The sequence below is a fragment of the uncultured Pigmentiphaga sp. genome (assembly GCF_937950555.1).
In the GTDB taxonomy this organism is placed as follows: Bacteria; Pseudomonadota; Gammaproteobacteria; order Burkholderiales; family Burkholderiaceae_B; genus Pigmentiphaga.
In genome coordinates, this window is the sequence record NZ_CALFCW010000030.1 from 310,182 (window position 1) to 328,145 (window position 17,964).

At 65.4% G+C, this 17,964-nt stretch carries 16 protein-coding genes; 11 read left to right on the top strand and 5 right to left on the bottom strand.

The window, feature by feature from the left end; all coding sequences use genetic code 11:
• Window positions 1–58: 58 nt before the first annotated feature.
• A complete protein-coding gene (locus tag Q0319_RS08050; RefSeq protein WP_296464047.1) occupies window positions 59–2,236 on the bottom strand; it encodes a malate synthase G in 2,178 nt (725 codons plus the stop codon).
• Between the two features lie 252 nt (window positions 2,237–2,488).
• Between Q0319_RS08050 and Q0319_RS08055 the strand changes: the two genes are divergently transcribed.
• The 3 genes from Q0319_RS08055 to Q0319_RS08065 all read left to right on the top strand — a co-directional run bounded on the left by Q0319_RS08055 (window position 2,489) and on the right by Q0319_RS08065 (window position 5,107).
• On the top strand, window positions 2,489–3,103 hold the full coding sequence (locus tag Q0319_RS08055; RefSeq protein ID WP_296464049.1) for a biliverdin-producing heme oxygenase: 615 nt from the start codon (window positions 2,489–2,491) through the stop codon (window positions 3,101–3,103).
• Between the two features lie 103 nt (window positions 3,104–3,206).
• A complete protein-coding gene (locus tag Q0319_RS08060; protein WP_296464050.1) occupies window positions 3,207–4,295 on the top strand; it encodes an iron ABC transporter permease in 1,089 nt (362 codons plus the stop codon).
• Window positions 4,296–4,300: 5 nt separating this feature from the next.
• Complete coding sequence (locus Q0319_RS08065) at window positions 4,301–5,107, top strand: heme ABC transporter ATP-binding protein (protein ID WP_299451703.1); 807 nt, start codon at window positions 4,301–4,303, stop codon at window positions 5,105–5,107.
• Between the two features lie 89 nt (window positions 5,108–5,196).
• On the opposite strand, the gene Q0319_RS08070 is transcribed toward Q0319_RS08065, so the two are convergent.
• Window positions 5,197–6,825, bottom strand: a complete 1,629-nt coding sequence (locus Q0319_RS08070; RefSeq protein ID WP_296464062.1) for an electron transfer flavoprotein-ubiquinone oxidoreductase — start codon at window positions 6,823–6,825, stop codon at window positions 5,197–5,199.
• Between the two features lie 149 nt (window positions 6,826–6,974).
• On the opposite strand from Q0319_RS08070, the gene Q0319_RS08075 reads away from it, so the two are divergent.
• The 7 genes from Q0319_RS08075 to ftsB all read left to right on the top strand — a co-directional run bounded on the left by Q0319_RS08075 (window position 6,975) and on the right by ftsB (window position 13,550).
• A complete protein-coding gene (locus tag Q0319_RS08075) occupies window positions 6,975–7,676 on the top strand; it encodes a CoA transferase subunit A (RefSeq protein WP_296464055.1) in 702 nt (233 codons plus the stop codon).
• Window positions 7,677–7,761: 85 nt separating this feature from the next.
• Entirely contained in the window at window positions 7,762–8,424 is a 663-nt protein-coding gene (locus Q0319_RS08080; protein ID WP_296464058.1) for a CoA transferase subunit B, read from the top strand.
• On the top strand, window positions 8,408–9,082 hold the full coding sequence (locus Q0319_RS08085) for a hypothetical protein (RefSeq protein ID WP_299451704.1): 675 nt from the start codon (window positions 8,408–8,410) through the stop codon (window positions 9,080–9,082). Before Q0319_RS08080 ends, Q0319_RS08085 begins: the two co-directional genes overlap by 17 nt.
• A gap of 160 nt (window positions 9,083–9,242) precedes the next feature.
• Window positions 9,243–10,901 (top strand): CTP synthase, encoded by a 1,659-nt coding sequence (locus Q0319_RS08090; RefSeq protein ID WP_296469427.1) that lies wholly within the window; start codon window positions 9,243–9,245, stop codon window positions 10,899–10,901.
• A gap of 88 nt (window positions 10,902–10,989) precedes the next feature.
• Entirely contained in the window at window positions 10,990–11,838 is an 849-nt protein-coding gene (gene kdsA / locus Q0319_RS08095; RefSeq protein ID WP_296469430.1) for a 3-deoxy-8-phosphooctulonate synthase, read from the top strand.
• A 20-nt stretch (window positions 11,839–11,858) separates the two neighbouring features.
• Window positions 11,859–13,142 (top strand): phosphopyruvate hydratase, encoded by a 1,284-nt coding sequence (gene eno, locus Q0319_RS08100; RefSeq protein ID WP_296469425.1) that lies wholly within the window; start codon window positions 11,859–11,861, stop codon window positions 13,140–13,142.
• Window positions 13,143–13,202: 60 nt separating this feature from the next.
• Window positions 13,203–13,550, top strand: a complete 348-nt coding sequence (gene ftsB, locus Q0319_RS08105; RefSeq protein ID WP_296469421.1) for a cell division protein FtsB — start codon at window positions 13,203–13,205, stop codon at window positions 13,548–13,550.
• Between the two features lie 17 nt (window positions 13,551–13,567).
• Here the strand turns inward: ftsB and Q0319_RS08110 are convergent, their stop codons facing one another.
• The gene (locus Q0319_RS08110) at window positions 13,568–14,245 is read right to left on the bottom strand and encodes a TadE family protein (RefSeq protein ID WP_299451706.1); all 678 of its coding nucleotides are present in this window, start codon (window positions 14,243–14,245) and stop codon (window positions 13,568–13,570) included.
• Window positions 14,246–14,434: 189 nt separating this feature from the next.
• Entirely contained in the window at window positions 14,435–15,364 is a 930-nt protein-coding gene (gene hslO / locus Q0319_RS08115) for an Hsp33 family molecular chaperone HslO (RefSeq protein ID WP_296469417.1), read from the bottom strand.
• A gap of 50 nt (window positions 15,365–15,414) precedes the next feature.
• On the opposite strand from hslO, the gene Q0319_RS08120 reads away from it, so the two are divergent.
• On the top strand, window positions 15,415–16,242 hold the full coding sequence (locus Q0319_RS08120; RefSeq protein ID WP_299451708.1) for a ferritin-like domain-containing protein: 828 nt from the start codon (window positions 15,415–15,417) through the stop codon (window positions 16,240–16,242).
• Here Q0319_RS08120 and Q0319_RS08125 read toward each other — a convergent pair.
• A complete protein-coding gene (locus tag Q0319_RS08125) occupies window positions 16,172–17,950 on the bottom strand; it encodes an AMP-binding protein (RefSeq protein WP_299451710.1) in 1,779 nt (592 codons plus the stop codon). The genes Q0319_RS08120 and Q0319_RS08125 overlap by 71 nt on opposite strands.
• Between the last annotated feature and the right edge of the window lie 14 nt (window positions 17,951–17,964).

The following is a 17,964-nucleotide window of genomic DNA, read 5'->3' on the forward strand; positions in this document are numbered from 1 at the left end:
CGGCCGGTATGTCGCGGCCAGGATGCGGACGGCAGCAGGCCGCCGTCCGCTGCGTGCCTCAGCGCCCGCGGGCCTTGCGTTTGGCGCGGTACGCGTGCAGCAACGGTTCGGTGTACCCGTTGGGCTGCACGCGGCCTTCGAATATCAAGGCCGAAGCGGCTTGGAAGGCGAGCGAAGTTTCCTCGTTGCCAGACATGGGTTCGTAGTTCGGGTCGCCGGCGTTCTGTTGATCGACGACCTTGGCCATGCGTTTGAGCACTTCGCGCACCTGCGTCTCGGTGGTGATGCCGTGGCGCAGCCAGTTGGCGATGTGCTGGCTGGATATGCGCAGCGTCGCGCGATCTTCCATCAAGCCGATGTTGTGGATGTCGGGCACTTTCGAGCAGCCTATCCCCTGGTCGATCCAGCGCACGACGTAGCCGAGGATGCCCTGGACGTTGTTTTCCAGTTCCTGCCGGATGTCGTCCTGCGACCAGGCGGACGGGTCGCCCACCGGCACGGTGAGCAGTCCTTGCAGCAATTCTTCCTGGACGCTTGCCAGGGGGATTTTCTCCAGCTCTTGCTGCACGGCTTGGACGTCGACCTGGTGGTAGTGGAGGGCGTGCAGGGTGGCCGCGGTCGGAGAGGGGACCCACGCGGTGTTGGCGCCGGCCTTGGGGTGGGCGATTTTCTGTTCGAGCATCGCCGCCATCATGTCGGGCATGGCCCACATGCCTTTGCCGATTTGCGCCCGGCCGCGCAGGCCGGCGTCCAGCCCGATCAGCACGTTGCTGCGCTCATAGGCCGCGATCCAGCCCGAGGACTTCATGTCGCCCTTGCGCAGCATGGGGCCGGCTTCCATGGCCGTGTGGATTTCATCGCCGGTGCGATCGAGGAAGCCCGTGTTGATGAAGACGACGCGGGCGCTGGCGGCGGCGATGCAGGCCTTGAGGTTGACGCTGGTGCGCCGTTCTTCGTCCATGATGCCCATCTTGAGCGTATGGCGCGGCAGCTGGAGCAGGTCTTCCACTCGGTCGAACAGCTCATTGGCGAAGGCCACTTCGGCAGGGCCGTGCATCTTGGGCTTGACGATGTAGAACGACCCTTTGCGTGAGTTGCGCTTGAGTGTGAGGTCGGGCATGGACACCAGCGTGGCCACGACGGCGTCCATGATGCCTTCGGGGATTTCGTTGCCGTCCCGGTCCAGGATGGCTGGCGTAGTCATGAGGTGGCCGACGTGCCGCACGAACATCAGCGAGCGCCCAGGCAGGGTGAGCTTGGACCCGTCGGCGGCCGTGTATTCGCGGTCGGGGTTCAGGCGCCGGGTGAAGGTCTTGCCGTTCTTGGTGACTTCTTCCGTCAAGTCACCCTTGTTCAGCCCGAACCAGTTGCGGTAGACCTTGACTTTGTCTTCGGTATCCACTGCGGCGACGGAGTCCTCGCAGTCCATGATGGTGGTGATCGCCGCTTCCAGCACGACGTCTTTCACCCCGGCCGCGTCGCTGGCGCCGATCTCGCTCGCTCGGTCGATGTGGATCTCGAAGTGCAGGCCATGGTTTTTCAGCAGGATGACCGATGGCGACTCCGGGCGGCCCTGGTAGCCGATGAACTGCTCCGGCCGTGCCAGGCTGGTTTCGCCTTGGGCGAGGCCCACGATGAGCTTGCCGTCGCGAACCGAGTAGCCCGTTGCGTCGGCATGCGAACCTTGGGCGAGCGGGGCAGCCTGGTCGAGGAAGGCCCGGGCGCGGGCAATGACGGCGCGTCCGCGGACCGGGTTATATCCCGCGCCGCGTTCGGCACCGTCCGCCTCGGGCAGTGCGTCCGTGCCGTACAGGGCGTCATAGAGGCTGCCCCAGCGGGCATTGGCGGCGTTCAGCGCGTAGCGCTGGTTGGAAACGGGAACCACAAGCTGCGGGCCGGCCTGTTCGGAGATTTCCGTATCGACGTTCTCGGTGGTGACGCGTACGTGCTCGGGCTGGGGCAGGAGATAGCCGATGCGCTCCAGGAAGGCGCGGTAGCCGGCCTGGTCGCGGATGGGGCCGGGGTTGGCACGGTGCCAGGCGTCGATTTCCGCCTGCAGACGGTCGCGTTCGGCCAGCAACGCGCGGTTCTTCGGTGCGAGGTCATGCACGATATCCGAAAAGCCCCGCCAGAAGGCATCGCTGCCAACGCCGGTGCTGGGCAGCGCCTCGTCTTCGATGAAGCGGTCGAGCTGGTACGCCACTTGCAGGCCGTGGCGATTGATGCGTTCCGTCATGAGGTTCTCCTGACATTGCCTATGATGATGGCGGTCTTGCGGACCGATCACGGGGATGTGCCGATGATAAACGGGCGCGCGCCGCCCGGGCGGGCGGATAACGCATGCCCCAGTCAAAATTGTTTTGCGCAGGAGGAGCGAATAATCTCCGCAGGGTGCAGGGTGCCAGCCGGCAGACGGGCCGGGCGCGGGGCATAACGGGACATAACATTGAGGGTGGGCTTTTTTCATGATTATTCTAGGCGACGCTCCATGACGACCCAAGGCTTCACCCAGCTCTCGCTGGCTCTTCGCTTGAAAACGGAAACCGCGGCGCTGCACGAGAGGCTCGACAAGCTGGTGACTGCGCTCGATCCGTTCGGCAGTCGCGCCAACTACGGCCGATTCGTGGCCGCCCAGTACCTGTTCCAGCGCGATGTCGAGCCGTTGTACGCCAGCGGGCCTTATGCCGCGCTCATTCCCGATCTCGCGGGCCGGTCCCGCCTGGCCGCAGCGGAAGCGGACCTCCGCGACCTGGGCGTGCCCCTGCCTGTGCCGCAGGATGCGTCGCAAGGCCCAGGCCTGCCGCTGCCCGAAGGCCTGGGCTGGCTTTACGTGTCGGAGGGGTCGAAGTTGGGTGCGGCGTTTCTCCTCAAGGAAGCGGGGCAAAGGTTGGGCTTGGACGAGCATTTCGGCGCGCGCAGCCTGGCCTCGCCTGCGGACGGCCGGGGCGCGGCATGGAAGCGTTTCGTGCAGGCGCTGGACGGCAGCGGCATGGCGGAGGAGGAACAGGACAGGGTCGTGGCCGGGGCCAGGGCGGCCTTCCAGCGTTTCGCGGTGCTGCTCGCGCGCAGCTATGATCTGGACGGCGAGCCTTCGCTCGCATGAGGAAAAAGATGGAGATGTCGAAGATGCGCGACGCTCATGTCGGGCCTGGCGCCGGACTTCACCTGTCGCAAGCGGTCGAACGTCCGTGCGAAGCGCCGCTGGCATGAACGCTTCCCTTGCGTCGGCTTGGGCCCGCGCGCGGGTTGGGCGCATGCCCGCTGGCTGGCTGCTCGCGCTCTTGACCGTCGTTCTCGGGGGCCTGGTCGTCGTCGCTGCGGGCAGGGGGGCGTATCCCATTTCCGCCTCGAATGTGGCGTCCATCCTGCTGTACAAGGCAGGGCTGGCCGAGGGCGGGTTCGAGCCACAGCAATTGGGCGTGCTGTGGAGCATTCGCCTGCCTCGGGTCATGTTGGGAGTCGGGGTGGGCGCCTTGCTGGGCGCGGCGGGGGCCACGCTTCAGGGCCTGTTTCGCAATCCGCTCGCCGATCCGGGCCTGATCGGCATCTCGAGCGGCGCGGCGCTTTGCGTGGCATTGGCCATCGTCTTCGGCGATCTGTGGTGGCCGGAGCTTTCGCACACATTGGGCCTGGCTCTGCTGCCGGCGGCAGCGTTCAGCGGCGGCGTCCTCGCGACGCTGCTCGTCTACCGGATTGGCCGCACGTCCTTGGGCGTGTCCGTTGCCGCCATGTTGCTGGCGGGAATCGCCATGAACGCCATCGCCTTGGCCCTCATCGGCGTGTCCAGCTATGTCGCGACGGATGAGCAGCTGCGCAACCTGACCTTCTGGAACCTGGGCAGCCTTGCGTCGGCGTCCTGGCCGGTCGTGGGCGTGGTATTCGCGGGAGGTGTGGTGGCGCTGGCGGGCATGTGGCGCCTACGCACGGGGCTCAACGCCATGGCCCTCGGCGAGCCCGAGGCCCGCCACCTGGGCATTGCCGTGGAGCGCCTGAAAGCCATGGCCATCATTTTCAGCGCGCTGGGGGTGGGTGTGGCCGTGGCGTTTTGCGGCATCATCGGCTTCTTGGGGTTGGTGGCGCCGCATTGCATACGGCTGGTGGCCGGACCGGACGTCCGGATCGTCCTGCCCGGGGCGGCGCTGTTGGGCGCGGTCCTCACGGTCGGCGCGGATCTCGTGGCCCGGACCGCCATTGCCCCGGCCGAGATGCCCATCGGCGTCCTGACGGCATTGGTCGGCGCGCCGTTTTTCCTGTTCCTGTTGCTCCGGGCCAAGGCGCGGATGTTCGAGGGCTGAGTGCGATGCTCGAGGTGCGCTCGCTGAGGGTCGCGCGCAGGCAGGCCATGCAGCCGGCCCGGACGGTGCTGGACGACATCGATTGCCGGATCGGCGCGGGCGAGGTCGTGATGTTGATCGGGCCCAACGGCGCGGGCAAGTCGACCCTGTTGGCGGCCATGGCCGGAGACCTCGCGCCGGCGGCCGGGCAGGTGCTGTTCAAGGGGAAGCCCTTGCCCGCCTGGGCAGCGGGGGAGTTGGCACGGCACCGTGCGGTGCTGCCCCAGCGTGCAGGGCTGAGCTTGCCGTTTACCGTCGAGGAGGTCGTGTACCTGGGATGCCTGGCACGCAGCGAGTCCCGGCGCCAGCTGAGGGACGTCGTCCAGGCGGCGCTCAAGGCCCTGGGCGTGGCGCACCTCGCGCAGCGGCCCATGCCGGTCCTGTCAGGCGGCGAGCAGGCGCGGGTGCACCTGGCTCGGGTCCTCGCCCAGGTTTGGCCGGCGCAGGTGGATGATGGGATCGGCTCGCGGCTGCTGCTGCTGGACGAGCCGTGCGCCAGCCTTGATCCCCACCACCAGCACTCGGTATGCATGGCCATCCGCGATTTCGCGCATCGCACCGGGGCGGCCGCCATCGTGACCATGCACGACATGAACCTCGCCGCGCAGTACGGCGATCGCATCCTGGCGCTGAGAGAAGGAAAGCTCGTCGCGGACGGCCTGCCCCAGGCGGTGCTGACGAGGGAGTTCGTGCGCAGGTGCTTTGCGGTTGATGCGTCCCACTGGCGGGTAGGCCAAGATTTCCTGGTCGCCACGCGTCCGCTGCAGGATTGAGCTGCAACGAGGCGGTAGCCACGCCTGGCGGGCAAGGACCGCCTGCGCGGCGCGTTTGCGGCTGCGAGGCGGACGCCGCGCCCGCGGCCTTACATTTCGTTGTAAACAGGCCCTTCGCCTCCTTGCGGGGTCACCCAGACGATGTTTTGCGTCGGATCCTTGATGTCGCAGGTCTTGCAGTGCACGCAGTTCTGCGCGTTGATCTGCAGGCGGTCGGCGCCATGCTCGTCCTTGACGAATTCATAAACGCCGGCGGGGCAGTAGCGGCTTTCTGGACCGGCATAGCGCGCCAGGTTGACGCCCACTGGCACGGTCGGATCCTTGAGCGTGAGGTGAATCGGCTCGTTCTCCTCGTGATTGGTGTTGGAGATGAACACCGAGCTCAGGCGGTCGAACGTCAGCTTGCCGTCCGGCTTGGGATATTCGATGCGCGGGCAGGCGTCGGCCGGCTTCAGGCAAGCGTGGTCCGGCTTGTCGCGGTGAATGGTCCAGGGGAAATTGCCCCGCAGCAGCCATTGTTCGATACCCGTCATCAAGGTGCCGACGGTGCGTCCTTTCTTAAACCATTGCTTGAAGTTACGCGATTTGTTCAGTTCTTCATAAAGCCAGGACGACTCGAACGCCTGGGGATAGCTCGCCAATTCATCCCGGCTGCGGCCTGCTTCCAGCGCGGCAAAGGCCGCCTCGGCCGCCAGCATCCCGCTCTTGATTGCGGCATGGCTGCCCTTGATGCGCGAGGCGTTGAGAAAGCCGGCCTCGCATCCCACCAGCGCTCCGCCCGGAAACACGAGCTTGGGCAGTGACAGCAGTCCGCCCGCGGTGATCGAACGCGCGCCGTAGGCGATGCGCTTTCCACCCTCCAGGAAACCGCGGATGGACGGATGGGTCTTGAATCGCTGGAATTCCTCGAAAGGCGAAAGCCACGGGTTGCTGTAGTCGAGCCCGACGATCAGCCCCACGGCGACTTTGTTGTCTTCCAGGTGGTAGAGGAAGGACCCGCCGTAAGTGTCCGGGTCGAGCGGCCAGCCGGCGGTGTGGACCACCAGGCCCGGCTGGTGCTTGGCAGGGTCGATCTCCCACAGTTCCTTGATGCCGATGCCATAGCTTTGCGGGTCTTTGCCGGCGCTTAGTTGGAATTTCTCGTTCAGCTGGCGGCCGAGGTGGCCGCGCGAACCTTCGGCGAATATGGTGTAGCGGGCATGCAGCTCCATGCCGGGCTGGTATTGCGCCGTGGGCTGGCCGTCGCGGCCGACCCCCATGTCGCCGGTGGCCACGCCTTTGACGGCGCCGTTCTCGTCATAGAGGATCTCGGCCGCCGCGAAGCCGGGGAAGAGGTCCACGCCCAGCGCTTCGGCCTGCTCGCCAAGCCAGCGCGTGACCTTGCCCAGGCTGACGACGTAGTTGCCTTGGTTGTGGAAACAGGGGGGCAGCAGCCAGCCCGGGGTGGCCTTGGCCCCCGTCTCGGAGAGGAACAGGAAGCGGTCTTCGCTCACCGGCGTGTTCAGCGGCGCGCCTTTCTCCTTCCAGTCGGGGATCAGCTCGGTAAGCGCACGCGGGTCCATGACGGCGCCCGAGAGGATGTGGGCACCGATCTCGCTGCCTTTTTCAAGCAGGCAGACGCCGATCTCGCGGCCTTTTTCTGCCGCAAGCTGTTTGAGGCGGATCGCGGTGGACAGCCCGGCGGGACCGCCTCCGACGATCACCACGTCGTATTCCATAGACTCGCGTTCGGTGCCTTGCATGTACAGAGTTCCTCCGGGAGGTGCGGGGGCGGGCGGTGTCGCCGTCAAGCCAGTTCGAAGTATGATCTTGGATTGTATTTCATGCGGTCACGGCCACAGGCCAACATGTAAAGCGAGGAAGACAGATGAACAAGGTCTATGCCAGCGCCAGGGAGGCGCTAGCTGACATCGTGCGGGACGGACAAACGTTGGCAGTGGGCGGGTTCGGTCTGTGCGGTATCCCCGAAGCGCTGATCACCGCGCTGCGGGACATCGGCGTCAAGAATCTGACTTGCATCAGCAATAACGCGGGCATCGACGGCGTAGGGCTCGGCCAATTGCTGGAGACGCGGCAGATCCGCAAAATGATTTCCTCCTACGTCGGCGAAAACAAAGAGTTCGAACGCCAATACCTCGCCGGCGAACTAGAGGTCGAATTCACGCCTCAAGGCACGCTGGCCGAGAAGCTGCGCGCAGGTGGCGCGGGCATTCCGGCCTTTTTCACGCCTACGGGTGTCGGCACCCAGGTGGCCGAAGGCAAGGAAATCCGCGAGTTCGACGGCAAGAAATACGTGCTGGAGCGAGCCCTGGTCCCGGACGTATCGCTGGTCAAGGCGATGGTTGCCGACAAGGCCGGCAACCTGATCTTCAACAAGACCGCGCGCAACTTCAATCCCAACGTCGCGATGGCCGGCAAGATCACGGTGGCCGAAGTCGAACGCATCGTCGAGAACGGCGAGCTGGATCCCGACCACATCCACCTGCCGGGCATCTATGTGCACCGCCTGGTGTTGAACCCGAACCCGGAAAAGCGCATCGAGCAGCGTACGGTGAGGGCGTCGAAATAATGCCGCGAACGGGCCGCGGCGCCTCGCACGGCGGTGTGTCGGCGGACGTCATGGCGCACGGTAAAGGATATTGAGGAGAGATCAGATGGCATGGACTCGCGATGAAATGGCGGCGCGGGCAGCGCGTGAACTGCAGGACGGCTTTTACGTCAACCTCGGAATTGGGTTGCCCACGTTGGTGGCCAACCATGTGCCACCTGGAATCGAGGTCTGGCTGCAGTCCGAGAACGGGTTGCTGGGCATCGGGCCGTTCCCCACGGAAGACGAGGTCGATCCGGACCTCATCAACGCCGGGAAGCAGACGGTCACCACGCTGCCCGGCTCGTCCATTTTCTCGTCGGCCGATTCATTCGGGATGATCCGCGGCGGGAAGATCAATCTCGCCATCCTGGGCGCGATGCAGGTGTCCGAGAAGGGCGACCTGGCCAACTGGATGATCCCGGGCAAAATGATCAAAGGCATGGGCGGCGCGATGGACCTCGTCGCCGGCGTGGGCCGCGTCGTGATCCTGATGGAGCACGTGGCCCGCAAGAAAGACGGGACGGTAGACCTGAAGATCCTGCCCGAATGCACGCTGCCGTTGACGGGCGTGGGTGTCGTGGACCGCATCATCACTGACCTGGCGGTGATCGACGTGACTCCGGACGGGCTGAAGCTGGTCGAATTGGCGCCGGGGGTCTCCGTGCAGGAGGTCGTGGACAAGACCGCCGCCAAGTTGGACACCTCTGCCGTTGCTGCCGCGGCTTGACGGACTGCGGGGGTTCCTGCCGGCAGTCCTGGCGTTCCTGCTGGCCGCCTTCGGCCCGGCGGTGAGAGGCGAGGCAGCCGGTCCCTACATACCCGCCGCGCTGGCCATTCCCGCCCTCGCTTCCCGGGCCGAGGCTTTCGTTCCCGACGGATTCGAACTCGAGCGGGAAGTCGAGGGGGATTTCGGCGCAGAGGGCGTGGGGGTGGCCCAGGTCTACCGCAATGCCCAGGGGCGGCGCGCCTTGCTGCTGGGGGTGCGCAGCGCCAGGGGGTTCGAAGCCACGGGCTGGGGGTTTCTCGTGCCCTGCGCGGCCTGTGGCGTGGATCTTCCCGCAGACCGCAATTTCGAGGTGGAAATCCGGCACCGGCGCGTCGTCATCACCGACCGCAGCTTTTCCAAGGCCGAGGATACGGCTACTTCGGCCGAGCTGACCCTGTCCTACGACCGGCAGGCCAAGCGGTGGTGGCTGCGCTCGCTGCGGCAGCTCACCGTCTTTCAGCGCTCCGGCCGGGCCGAGGAATCGCACGTCGACTACGAGGCCCGTACTACCCGGGACGCGGTGGGCCGTCATGACGGCCAGGTCTTCTTCGCCGAATCCGTCCAGTCCGGCCGCATCGAAGGGGAGCAGCCCGCCCTGGATACGCTGGTGCTGTACTGAACCTGGGAGCGCGCGGGCGTTCCGGCCCGCCGGCCTTGGCCGCGCGCCCGATGTCTTTTTGTCGCCAAAGGTTACGCCCCCTGGGATCGCGGCCCTTCGGAACAGAAGCTATAATTCCAATTTCCCGCAAGCGCTCGGCAAAAACCGCGCGCCATTGGCAATGACCAAGTACGTATTCGTTACCGGCGGTGTGGTGTCTTCCCTGGGGAAAGGCATCGCCGCCGCGTCCCTGGCCGCTATTCTTGAATCGCGCGGCCTCAAAGTCACTCTTCTCAAACTCGACCCCTACATCAACGTCGATCCCGGCACGATGAGCCCGTTCCAGCACGGCGAGGTCTTCGTGACGGAGGACGGCGCGGAAACGGACCTGGACCTGGGGCACTACGAACGTTTCATCAGCGCGCGCATGCGCAAGGTGAACAACTTCACCACGGGCCAGATCTACGAATCGGTGCTGCGCAAGGAGCGCCGGGGCGATTACCTCGGCAAGACCGTCCAGGTCATCCCGCACATCACCAACGAGATCCAGGATTTCATCGCCCGCGGCGCCGCCGCGGCCTGGGATGGCAAGACCGACGTGGCCATCGTCGAGATCGGCGGTACGGTGGGCGACATCGAATCCCTGCCGTTCCTCGAGGCTGCACGCCAGATGAGCCTGCGCCTGGGGCGCGGGGGGGCAGCCTTCATCCATCTCACGTTGGTGCCCTTCATCGCCTCGGCCGGCGAGCTCAAGACCAAGCCCACGCAGCACTCGGTGCAGAAGCTGCGCGAAATCGGCATCTATCCGCACGCGCTGCTGTGCCGGGCCGACCGCCCCATACCCGACGACGAGCGCGCGAAGATCTCCATGTTCTCGAATGTCCCGCTCGATGCGGTCATCTCCGTCTGGGACGTGGACTCCATCTACAAGATCCCCGCGATGCTCCATCAGCAGGGGCTGGACGACCTCGTCTGCGAGGCCCTTGGCCTGCAGCCGCCCCCGGCGGATCTTTCCATGTGGGAAGGCCTGATCCACGCGCGCGAGAACCCCGAGAGCGAGGTGCACATCGCCATGGTCGGCAAGTACGTGGACCTGACCGAGTCGTACAAGTCGCTGACCGAGGCGCTGGTACATGCCGGCATCCACACTCGCTGCAACGTGGTCGTCGACTATATCGACTCCGAGGAAATCGAGAGCGAGGGCACGGACAAACTGCGTAAGTACGACGCCATCCTGGTGCCGGGCGGTTTCGGCAAGCGTGGAACCGAAGGCAAGATCCAGGCGATCCGCTACGCCCGGGAAAACGGCGTACCCTACCTGGGCATCTGCCTGGGCATGCAGCTGGCCGTCATCGAGTTCGCTCGGCACGTGGCCGGGCTGGCCGGTGCCAATAGCACGGAGTTCGAGCTCGATACGCCGCATCCCGTGGTCGCCCTGATCACCGAGTGGATGGACCGCGAGGGCAAGATTGAACGCCGCTCCGCGACTTCCGACCTGGGCGGCACCATGCGCAAGGGCGCACAGCGCTGCCCGGTCAAGCCCGGCACGCTGGCACACTCGATTTACGGTGACGAGGTCAATGAACGCCATCGCCACCGCTATGAAGTGAACAACGTATACGTGCCCAAGCTGGAAGAAGCCGGCATGGTGATCAGCGCGCGCACGCCGACCGAGAACCTGCCGGAGATGATGGAGCTGCCCAACCACCCCTGGTTCGTGGGCGTGCAGTTCCACCCCGAGTTCACGTCTACGCCGCGCGACGGGCATCCGCTGTTCTCGGCCTATATCCGGGCCGCGCACGATTACAAGCTGCGGCGCGCCGCGGCGGAGCAGGCATGAGCGTCCCCGCCATCAGTGCGGGGAGGCCGTTGCTCGCTAGGAGGCAACCATGAGTCCACAGCAAGACGTCGCCAGCCGTACTTATTCCATGTGCGGATTCGAGGTCGGCCTTTCCAAGCCGTTCTTCCTGATTGCCGGACCGTGCGTGATCGAGTCGCTCGAGCTCGCGCTCGAAACCGCCGGCACCCTCAAGGAGCTGACGGGCAGGCTCGGCGTGCCTTTCATCTACAAGAGTTCCTTCGACAAGGCCAACCGCAGTTCGAGCAAGTCCTTCCGTGGCATGGGCATGGACTTCGGGCTCAAGGTGCTTTCGGAGGTCCGCGAGCAGATCGGCGTGCCGGTCCTGACCGACGTGCACGAGACCGACCAGGTCAGGCCGGTCGCCGACGTGGTCGACATGCTGCAGACGCCCGCCTTCCTATGCCGGCAGACCGATTTCATCCGCGCCTGCGCGGCCACGCTCAAGCCCGTCAACATCAAGAAGGGGCAGTTCCTGGCCCCGCACGACATGGCCAACGTCGTGGCCAAGGCCAGGGAGGCCGCGCTGGAAGCGGGCGGGGACGGGAACAATATCCTCGTCTGCGAGCGCGGAGCATCGTTTGGCTACAACAATCTCGTGTCGGACATGCGCTCTCTGGCTATCATGCGCGAAACGAATTGCCCGGTGGTTTTCGATGCCACCCACTCCGTGCAATTGCCGGGCGGGCAGGGCGCAACGTCTGGCGGACAGCGCGAATTCGTGCCGGTACTGGCGCGCGCAGCCGTGGCCGTCGGCGTGTCGGGACTGTTCATGGAGACACATCCGGATCCGGCGCATGCCAAGTCGGACGGGCCGAACGCGGTACCGCTCAAGCGTATGGGCGAGCTGCTGGCCTCATTGATAGAACTCGACCGTGTGACCAAACGTCACGGGTTTCTCGAAAACGATTTCCAATAACTTCTTGAGACTGGATACCTATGAGCGCAATCGTAGACATCATCGGGCGCGAAATCATCGACTCCCGCGGCAACCCCACGGTAGAGTGCGACGTGCTGCTGGAATCGGGAGCGATGGGCCGTGCGGCTGTTCCCTCCGGCGCTTCGACGGGATCGCGTGAGGCCATCGAATTGCGCGACGGAGACAAGTCGCGCTACTTGGGCAAGGGCGTGCTCAAGGCCGTCGAGAACGTCAATACCGAAATCGCGGAAGCATTGATGGGGCTCGATGCGCAGGAGCAGGCGTTCCTGGACCGCACGCTCATCGAGCTGGACGGCACGGAAAACAAGGAGCGCCTCGGCGCCAACGCCATGCTGGCCGTGAGCATGGCCGTGGCCAAGGCGGCGGCTGAAGAGTGCAGCCTGCCCCTGTATCGCTACTTCGGCGGCAGCGCCGCCATGAGCATGCCCGTGCCCATGATGAACGTCATCAACGGCGGTGCTCACGCGAACAACAACCTGGACATGCAGGAGTTCATGATCCTGCCGGTGGGCGCGACCAGCTTCCGCGAATCCCTGCGCATGGGGGCCGAAGTGTTCCACGCGCTGAAGAAATTGATCCACGACCAGGGGATGTCCACCGCCGTGGGCGACGAGGGCGGCTTTGCCCCCAATGTCGCCAATCACGAAGCGGCCATCCAGCTGATCCTGCAGGCCATCGAGAAGGCCGGCTATGAGCCGGGTACCCAGGTCGCGCTGGGCCTGGATTGCGCGAGCTCGGAGTTCTATCGCGACGGCAAGTATCACATGGAGGGCGAAGGCTTGACGCTGAGCTCCCAGGAGTTGACCCACATGCTGGCCACATGGTGCGACAAGTACCCGATCGTGACCATCGAAGACGGCATGGCCGAGAACGATTGGGATGGCTGGAAGTACCTGACCGAGCAGCTGGGGCGCAAGGTGCAGCTCGTCGGCGATGATCTCTTCGTCACCAATACCAGCATCCTCAAGCGCGGCATCGAGCAGGGCATTGCCAACTCGATCCTGATCAAGATCAACCAGATCGGTACCCTCACCGAAACCTTCGCCGCGATCGAGATGGCCAAGCGGGCGGGATACACCGCCGTGGTGTCGCATCGCTCGGGCGAAACGGAAGACACGACCATCGCCGACATCGCAGTGGCCACGAACGCGATGCAGATCAAGACGGGCTCGATGTCCCGCTCGGATCGCATGGCCAAGTACAACCAACTGCTGCGCATCGAGGAAGACCTCGGCGACGTGGCGCACTATCCGGGCCGCGAGGCGTTCTACAACCTGCGTTGATGCAATTGCGCCGGACTGCCTAGGCGGGTGGTCCGGTGCTCCCATTGGGGGACGGGCCGCATGCGTCTGCTCACTCTGATAATCGCCCTGCTATTGGTGCTGATCCAGTATCCGCTATGGCTGGGAAAAGGCGGGTGGCTACGCACCTGGGAGCTCGAGCGCCAGCTCGAGGCCCAGCGCCAGACCAACGAGGAATTGCGTACGCGCAATCTTGCGCTCGACGCCGAAGTGCGTGACCTCAAGAGCGGCACGGATGCCATCGAAGAGCGCGCCCGTTACGAGCTCGGCATGCTCAAGGAAGGCGAGGCATTCGTGCAGATCGTCGAAGGCCCGGCGGCTGCGGCGATTGCTCCGGGAACTGCGCCGGCATCGCCCCAGCGTCGCATGACCGCGCCTGCGGATCGATAAACCCGGCGCTTCCTGAACTACCCCGCCAGCAGATTTTCATTTTTCGCGTGCTCACGCGCGGCCGACTGCATAGGCATCGCAATGTCGCGCCGTATCACCACCAGGCCCGCGGCGCGGGCACGTCGCACGTAATCATCCTCCTCGCCGGAGTCGGCCAGCGTGCGCAACAGCGCAGCCATCCAAGGGAGGTAGGGGGCGTGCAGGTACGTGAGGCGCAACACGAGCGTATTGGCCTGGAACACGGTTTGCCGCGAATGGGGGCCGGCACCGTTGCCGTAACGGGCAAGATAGACGGTGTCGTGGTGCAGCCGCTGGTAGTCGTAGTCGAGCTCGCGAACGCCCCCGGCGCTTGACCGGTCATTGGAAAAATCGTCGAAGCTAGCCCGGTTCGGACTCAGTTGTTCGATGCGGGCCATAGGCAGGCCGTATTCGCGCTCCCGGGCCTGTAGCTTGGCCTTGACCCGCGGCCCCACGCTGGCAGGGTCCGGGAGGGCGTCGATGCCCAGTGCCGGCGCGAGGGCGCGCTCGAATGCACCTGCCATGGCGGATGGATCGGCGTGCGAGACGACGCCGGCGCGCGCGGCTTCGAACAAGGCGTAGCCGACGGCCTGGCGGACCAATAGCCAGCGGCCGGTTTCAAAGGCGCCGAGCCCTACGAGCAGCAGCGGCAGTGCCACGACGGTGAATTCCGCCATGGCGGTGCCGCGTAGGCGGCGCAGGCGAATGCGAGGCGGGTGATGGACCGGAGGCATGACGCGAGCTTGCCCGTGCATCGGCCCGGCGTCCATTGTGGATACTGCCCGAGGACAAAACGCGCCTACCGCAGCCTGAGGGTTAGGCGCCATTCCACCCCTGCAGCAGCGCGGCCACGATGCCGCCTGGCGTCAGTGGCGCGTGGTGTTCTGGTGCCTCACCATGGCCGAATCGTTGGCGAACAATTCGGCGCAGTCGACCGCATCGAACTCGAAGCTCTTGACGCAGTAGTCGCAGTGGATTTGTACGCGACCTTGTTCTGCCAGAATGTCGTCCACTTCCGCCTTGCCGATGCGCAGCAGCACGTCGGCAACTTTTTCGCGGGAACACGTACAGCGATAGGTCACCGGGGCCGGGTCGAAGGCGCGCAGGGATTCCTGCCAATACAGGCGGTGGATCAAGGCGTCCGGCGTAAGCGTGAGCAACTCTTCCGGCTTGAGCGTGTCGGCCAAGACTTGGGCGCGTTCCCAGGTGTCGTCGGCCTTGGCTTGGGCGGCCTGGCCTTCGGTCTTGCCGCCATGCCGGGGAAGCTGTTGCAACAACACGCCGGCCGCGCATTCGGCGTTGGCCGCGAGCCAGATGCGCGTCTGCAATTGCTCGGAGGCTAGCATGTAGTGCTCGAGCGCTTCCGCCACCGAATTGCCGTGCAGCGCCACAATGCCCTGGTAGGGCTGCTGGCCCGGCTGGCGGTCCTGGGGATCGAGCATGACGGCGAAGCGGCCGCCTCCCTGGCTATTGAGCAGGCTCTGGAACGTTCCGTCGTCGGGCACGGCGTGGCCCTCGCGGAGCTTGACGGTCGCGCGTATGCCGAGGTCGGCATGGCATTCGACGACGATCAAGCCGATCGGGCCATCTCCCTGCAGCTGCAGGACCACGGTGCCGTTGAACTTGATGTTGGCGGCCAGCAGCGCGCTTGCCGCCACCAGTTCACCCAAGAGGCGCTGGACGGCGGGCGGATAGTCGTGACGGGCCTGGATTTCTTTCCAGGTCTGGCGTATGGAGGTGACCTCAGCCCGGACGGTCTGGTCCTCGAATAGGTATTTCTTGAGCTGATCGGACAAAAAACTTCCTCGAAAGCGCGTGGGGGTGAGCCATTCTACAATGCTGTCCTATGACAGCCGAACCCGAACTGCGACAGGCGGCGCGTCTACTGCTCACGCTTTGCGATCCGGCCGAGAAGGCCGCCCGTACGCGCGAGCTGGGGGCTTCGCCCGTATATGTGGATGCCGCCTGCGTTTTACAAGAGCCCGAGGGTGTCCCGGGCCGCCCGCTCCGCCCCGTCTTGGTTTCCCCGCGCGACGTACCGGGAAGGGGCGTGGCCTCGGTCGAGGCGCGCGCGGCATTGCTGCATGCGCTGGCGCACATCGAATTCAATGCGATCAACCTGGCGTTGGACGCGATCTGGCGTTTCGCCGGCATGCCCAAGAACTATTACCTGGACTGGCTCAAGGTCGCCAGCGAGGAAGCTCTGCACTTCACCCTGCTCGCGGAGCACCTGCAATCCTTGGGCTACGCCTACGGCGATTTCCTGGCCCATGACGGACTGTGGCAAATGGCCGAGCGCACGCGGCTCGACCTGCTCGCGCGCATGGCATTGGTGCCTCGAACCCTGGAGGCGCGCGGGCTAGACGTCAGCCCGGCCATACGGGCGAAACTGGCAGGCGCCGGAGACATGAAGGCCGCGCAGATACTCGATGTCATCCTGCGCGACGAGATCGGGCATGTCGCGATCGGCAATCGTTGGTACCGCTATCTGTGCGAGCGCGAGGGCGTCGACCCAGTGGGCCATTATGTGGTCCTGGCCCAGCGTTATGAGGCGCCGGGCCAGTATGGACCGTTCAACCTTCCGGCCCGCCGGGCGGCGGGTTTCACGGAGACGGAGCTGCGTGCGCTGGAGCTGGCGGCCATTTCCGGACGCGATCGTCCGCGATCTGCTTGAGCGCTTGGCGTCGGATCTTGCCGGAGGGGGTTAGCGGCAGGGCTTCGACGAACTCGATCTCTTTGGGGGTGTCATCCCGGCCGAGTTCGGAGGCAACGTAGGCGATCAGTTGGTCGCGCAGCGTGCGGAGGCGGGCGGCGTCATCAGCCTCGGTTGGCGCAGTTGCGGGTTCGCCGGATGCCTCCTCGCCTTGCGCTGGGGCGGGGGGTTGCGCTTCGTCCGGCGCGGCCTCGGCAGCAGGAGGGGCGGGCAGGACAACCACGTAGGCCTTGATGCCTGCGCCGTCGGGCATGGGAACCGCTACCGAGTCGGCGACTGCGGGGTGTCGGTTCAAGCAGTCTTCGATCGGCCCGGGGGCCACGAGGCGATTGCCGATTTGGAACATTTCGTCCAAGCGCCCCACGTACCAGAGGTAGCCGTCTTCGTCCATGCGCGCGAGGTCGCCCGTGCGGTGCCACGTGCCGCTGACAGGCCGCCCTGTTTCTTCGCCGCGCCAGTAACCGGAGAAGAAGGACGGATCCGGGTGGCCGTGGATGTCATAGCGATTGACGACGATTTCACCGTGCTCGCCGGCCGAAACCGGTCGGCCGAGTGCATCCACGATCGCGATTTGGTGTCCGGGGTAGGGGCGTCCCATGCTGCCGGGCCGCACGGGCCATTTTTCGCAGCTCTGGCCGATCACCGTCCCGATCTCGACTTGGCTGTAGATTTCGTTCGGCTCGATGCCTAGCGCCTGCTTGCAGCGTTCGAACAGGGCCCGGCCCAGCGCGGTGTCGGTGGCCGTGACCGCGCGCAGCGCCAGGCGGTAGCGTTCCGCGGGCCGCTGCTCCGCCTTGAGGAGGCGGCGCAGGTCGCGCGTGGTCAGGGCGAGATTGGTGACCCGGTAGCGCTCCAGCAGGCAGAACGTCGCGTGCGGATCGGGCGGCGGGCGCACGGCCACCAGCGGCTGGCCGAAATATAGGCTGGGCAGCACGGCTGCGAACAGGCCGTGGGGGCTTCCCCATTCCGACGCCGTCCACATGACGTCCCCCGGTTGGGGAAACCAGTTTTGGGACGCGACAAAGCCGGGCAAATTCCCGATCAGGGTCGCATGGGGCAGCACCACTCCCTTCGGCAAGCTGCCTGCTCCGGCAGTGTAGAGCAGCAGCGCCGGGTCGGACGACGACGTGGGATGCATCTCGAAGGCGCTTTCCTGGCGTGCGAGCAGCGTACGCCAAGAAAGGACCCGCTCGTCTTCCAGGTCGATGCCGACGGTTTGGCGCAGCAGGGGGCAGTGTTCCGTGGCCGGAAGGAGCGCCGGCGCAGCCGTGCCGTCGACGATGGCAATGCGGGCTTCGCTGTCGCGCAGGCGTTGCTCGTACGTCTGGGCAGTCAGGGCGACGGACAACGGTACCGAGATCGCGCCAAGCTGGAAGACGGCGATGTAGGCGACCACCGCCTCGGGACGCTGGGGCAGGACGATGGCGACGCGGTCGCCTCGCTGCACGCCCATGCGGCGCAAACCGTTGGAGAGTCGATTGGCATATTCTTGCAGGCGGCCGTATGTCCAGATTTCGCGCCTGCCCTCGGCATCTTCCGCGTAGATGGCGATACGCCTGGCATCCGCGCTGCTAACGGTCCAGCGCCGGCAGCAGACGTCTGCGATGTTCAGTCGTTGCGGAACCCACCATCGAAACGTGGTGTAGAGTGCCTGGTACTGGTCTTCCATAACCCTCCGCTGGT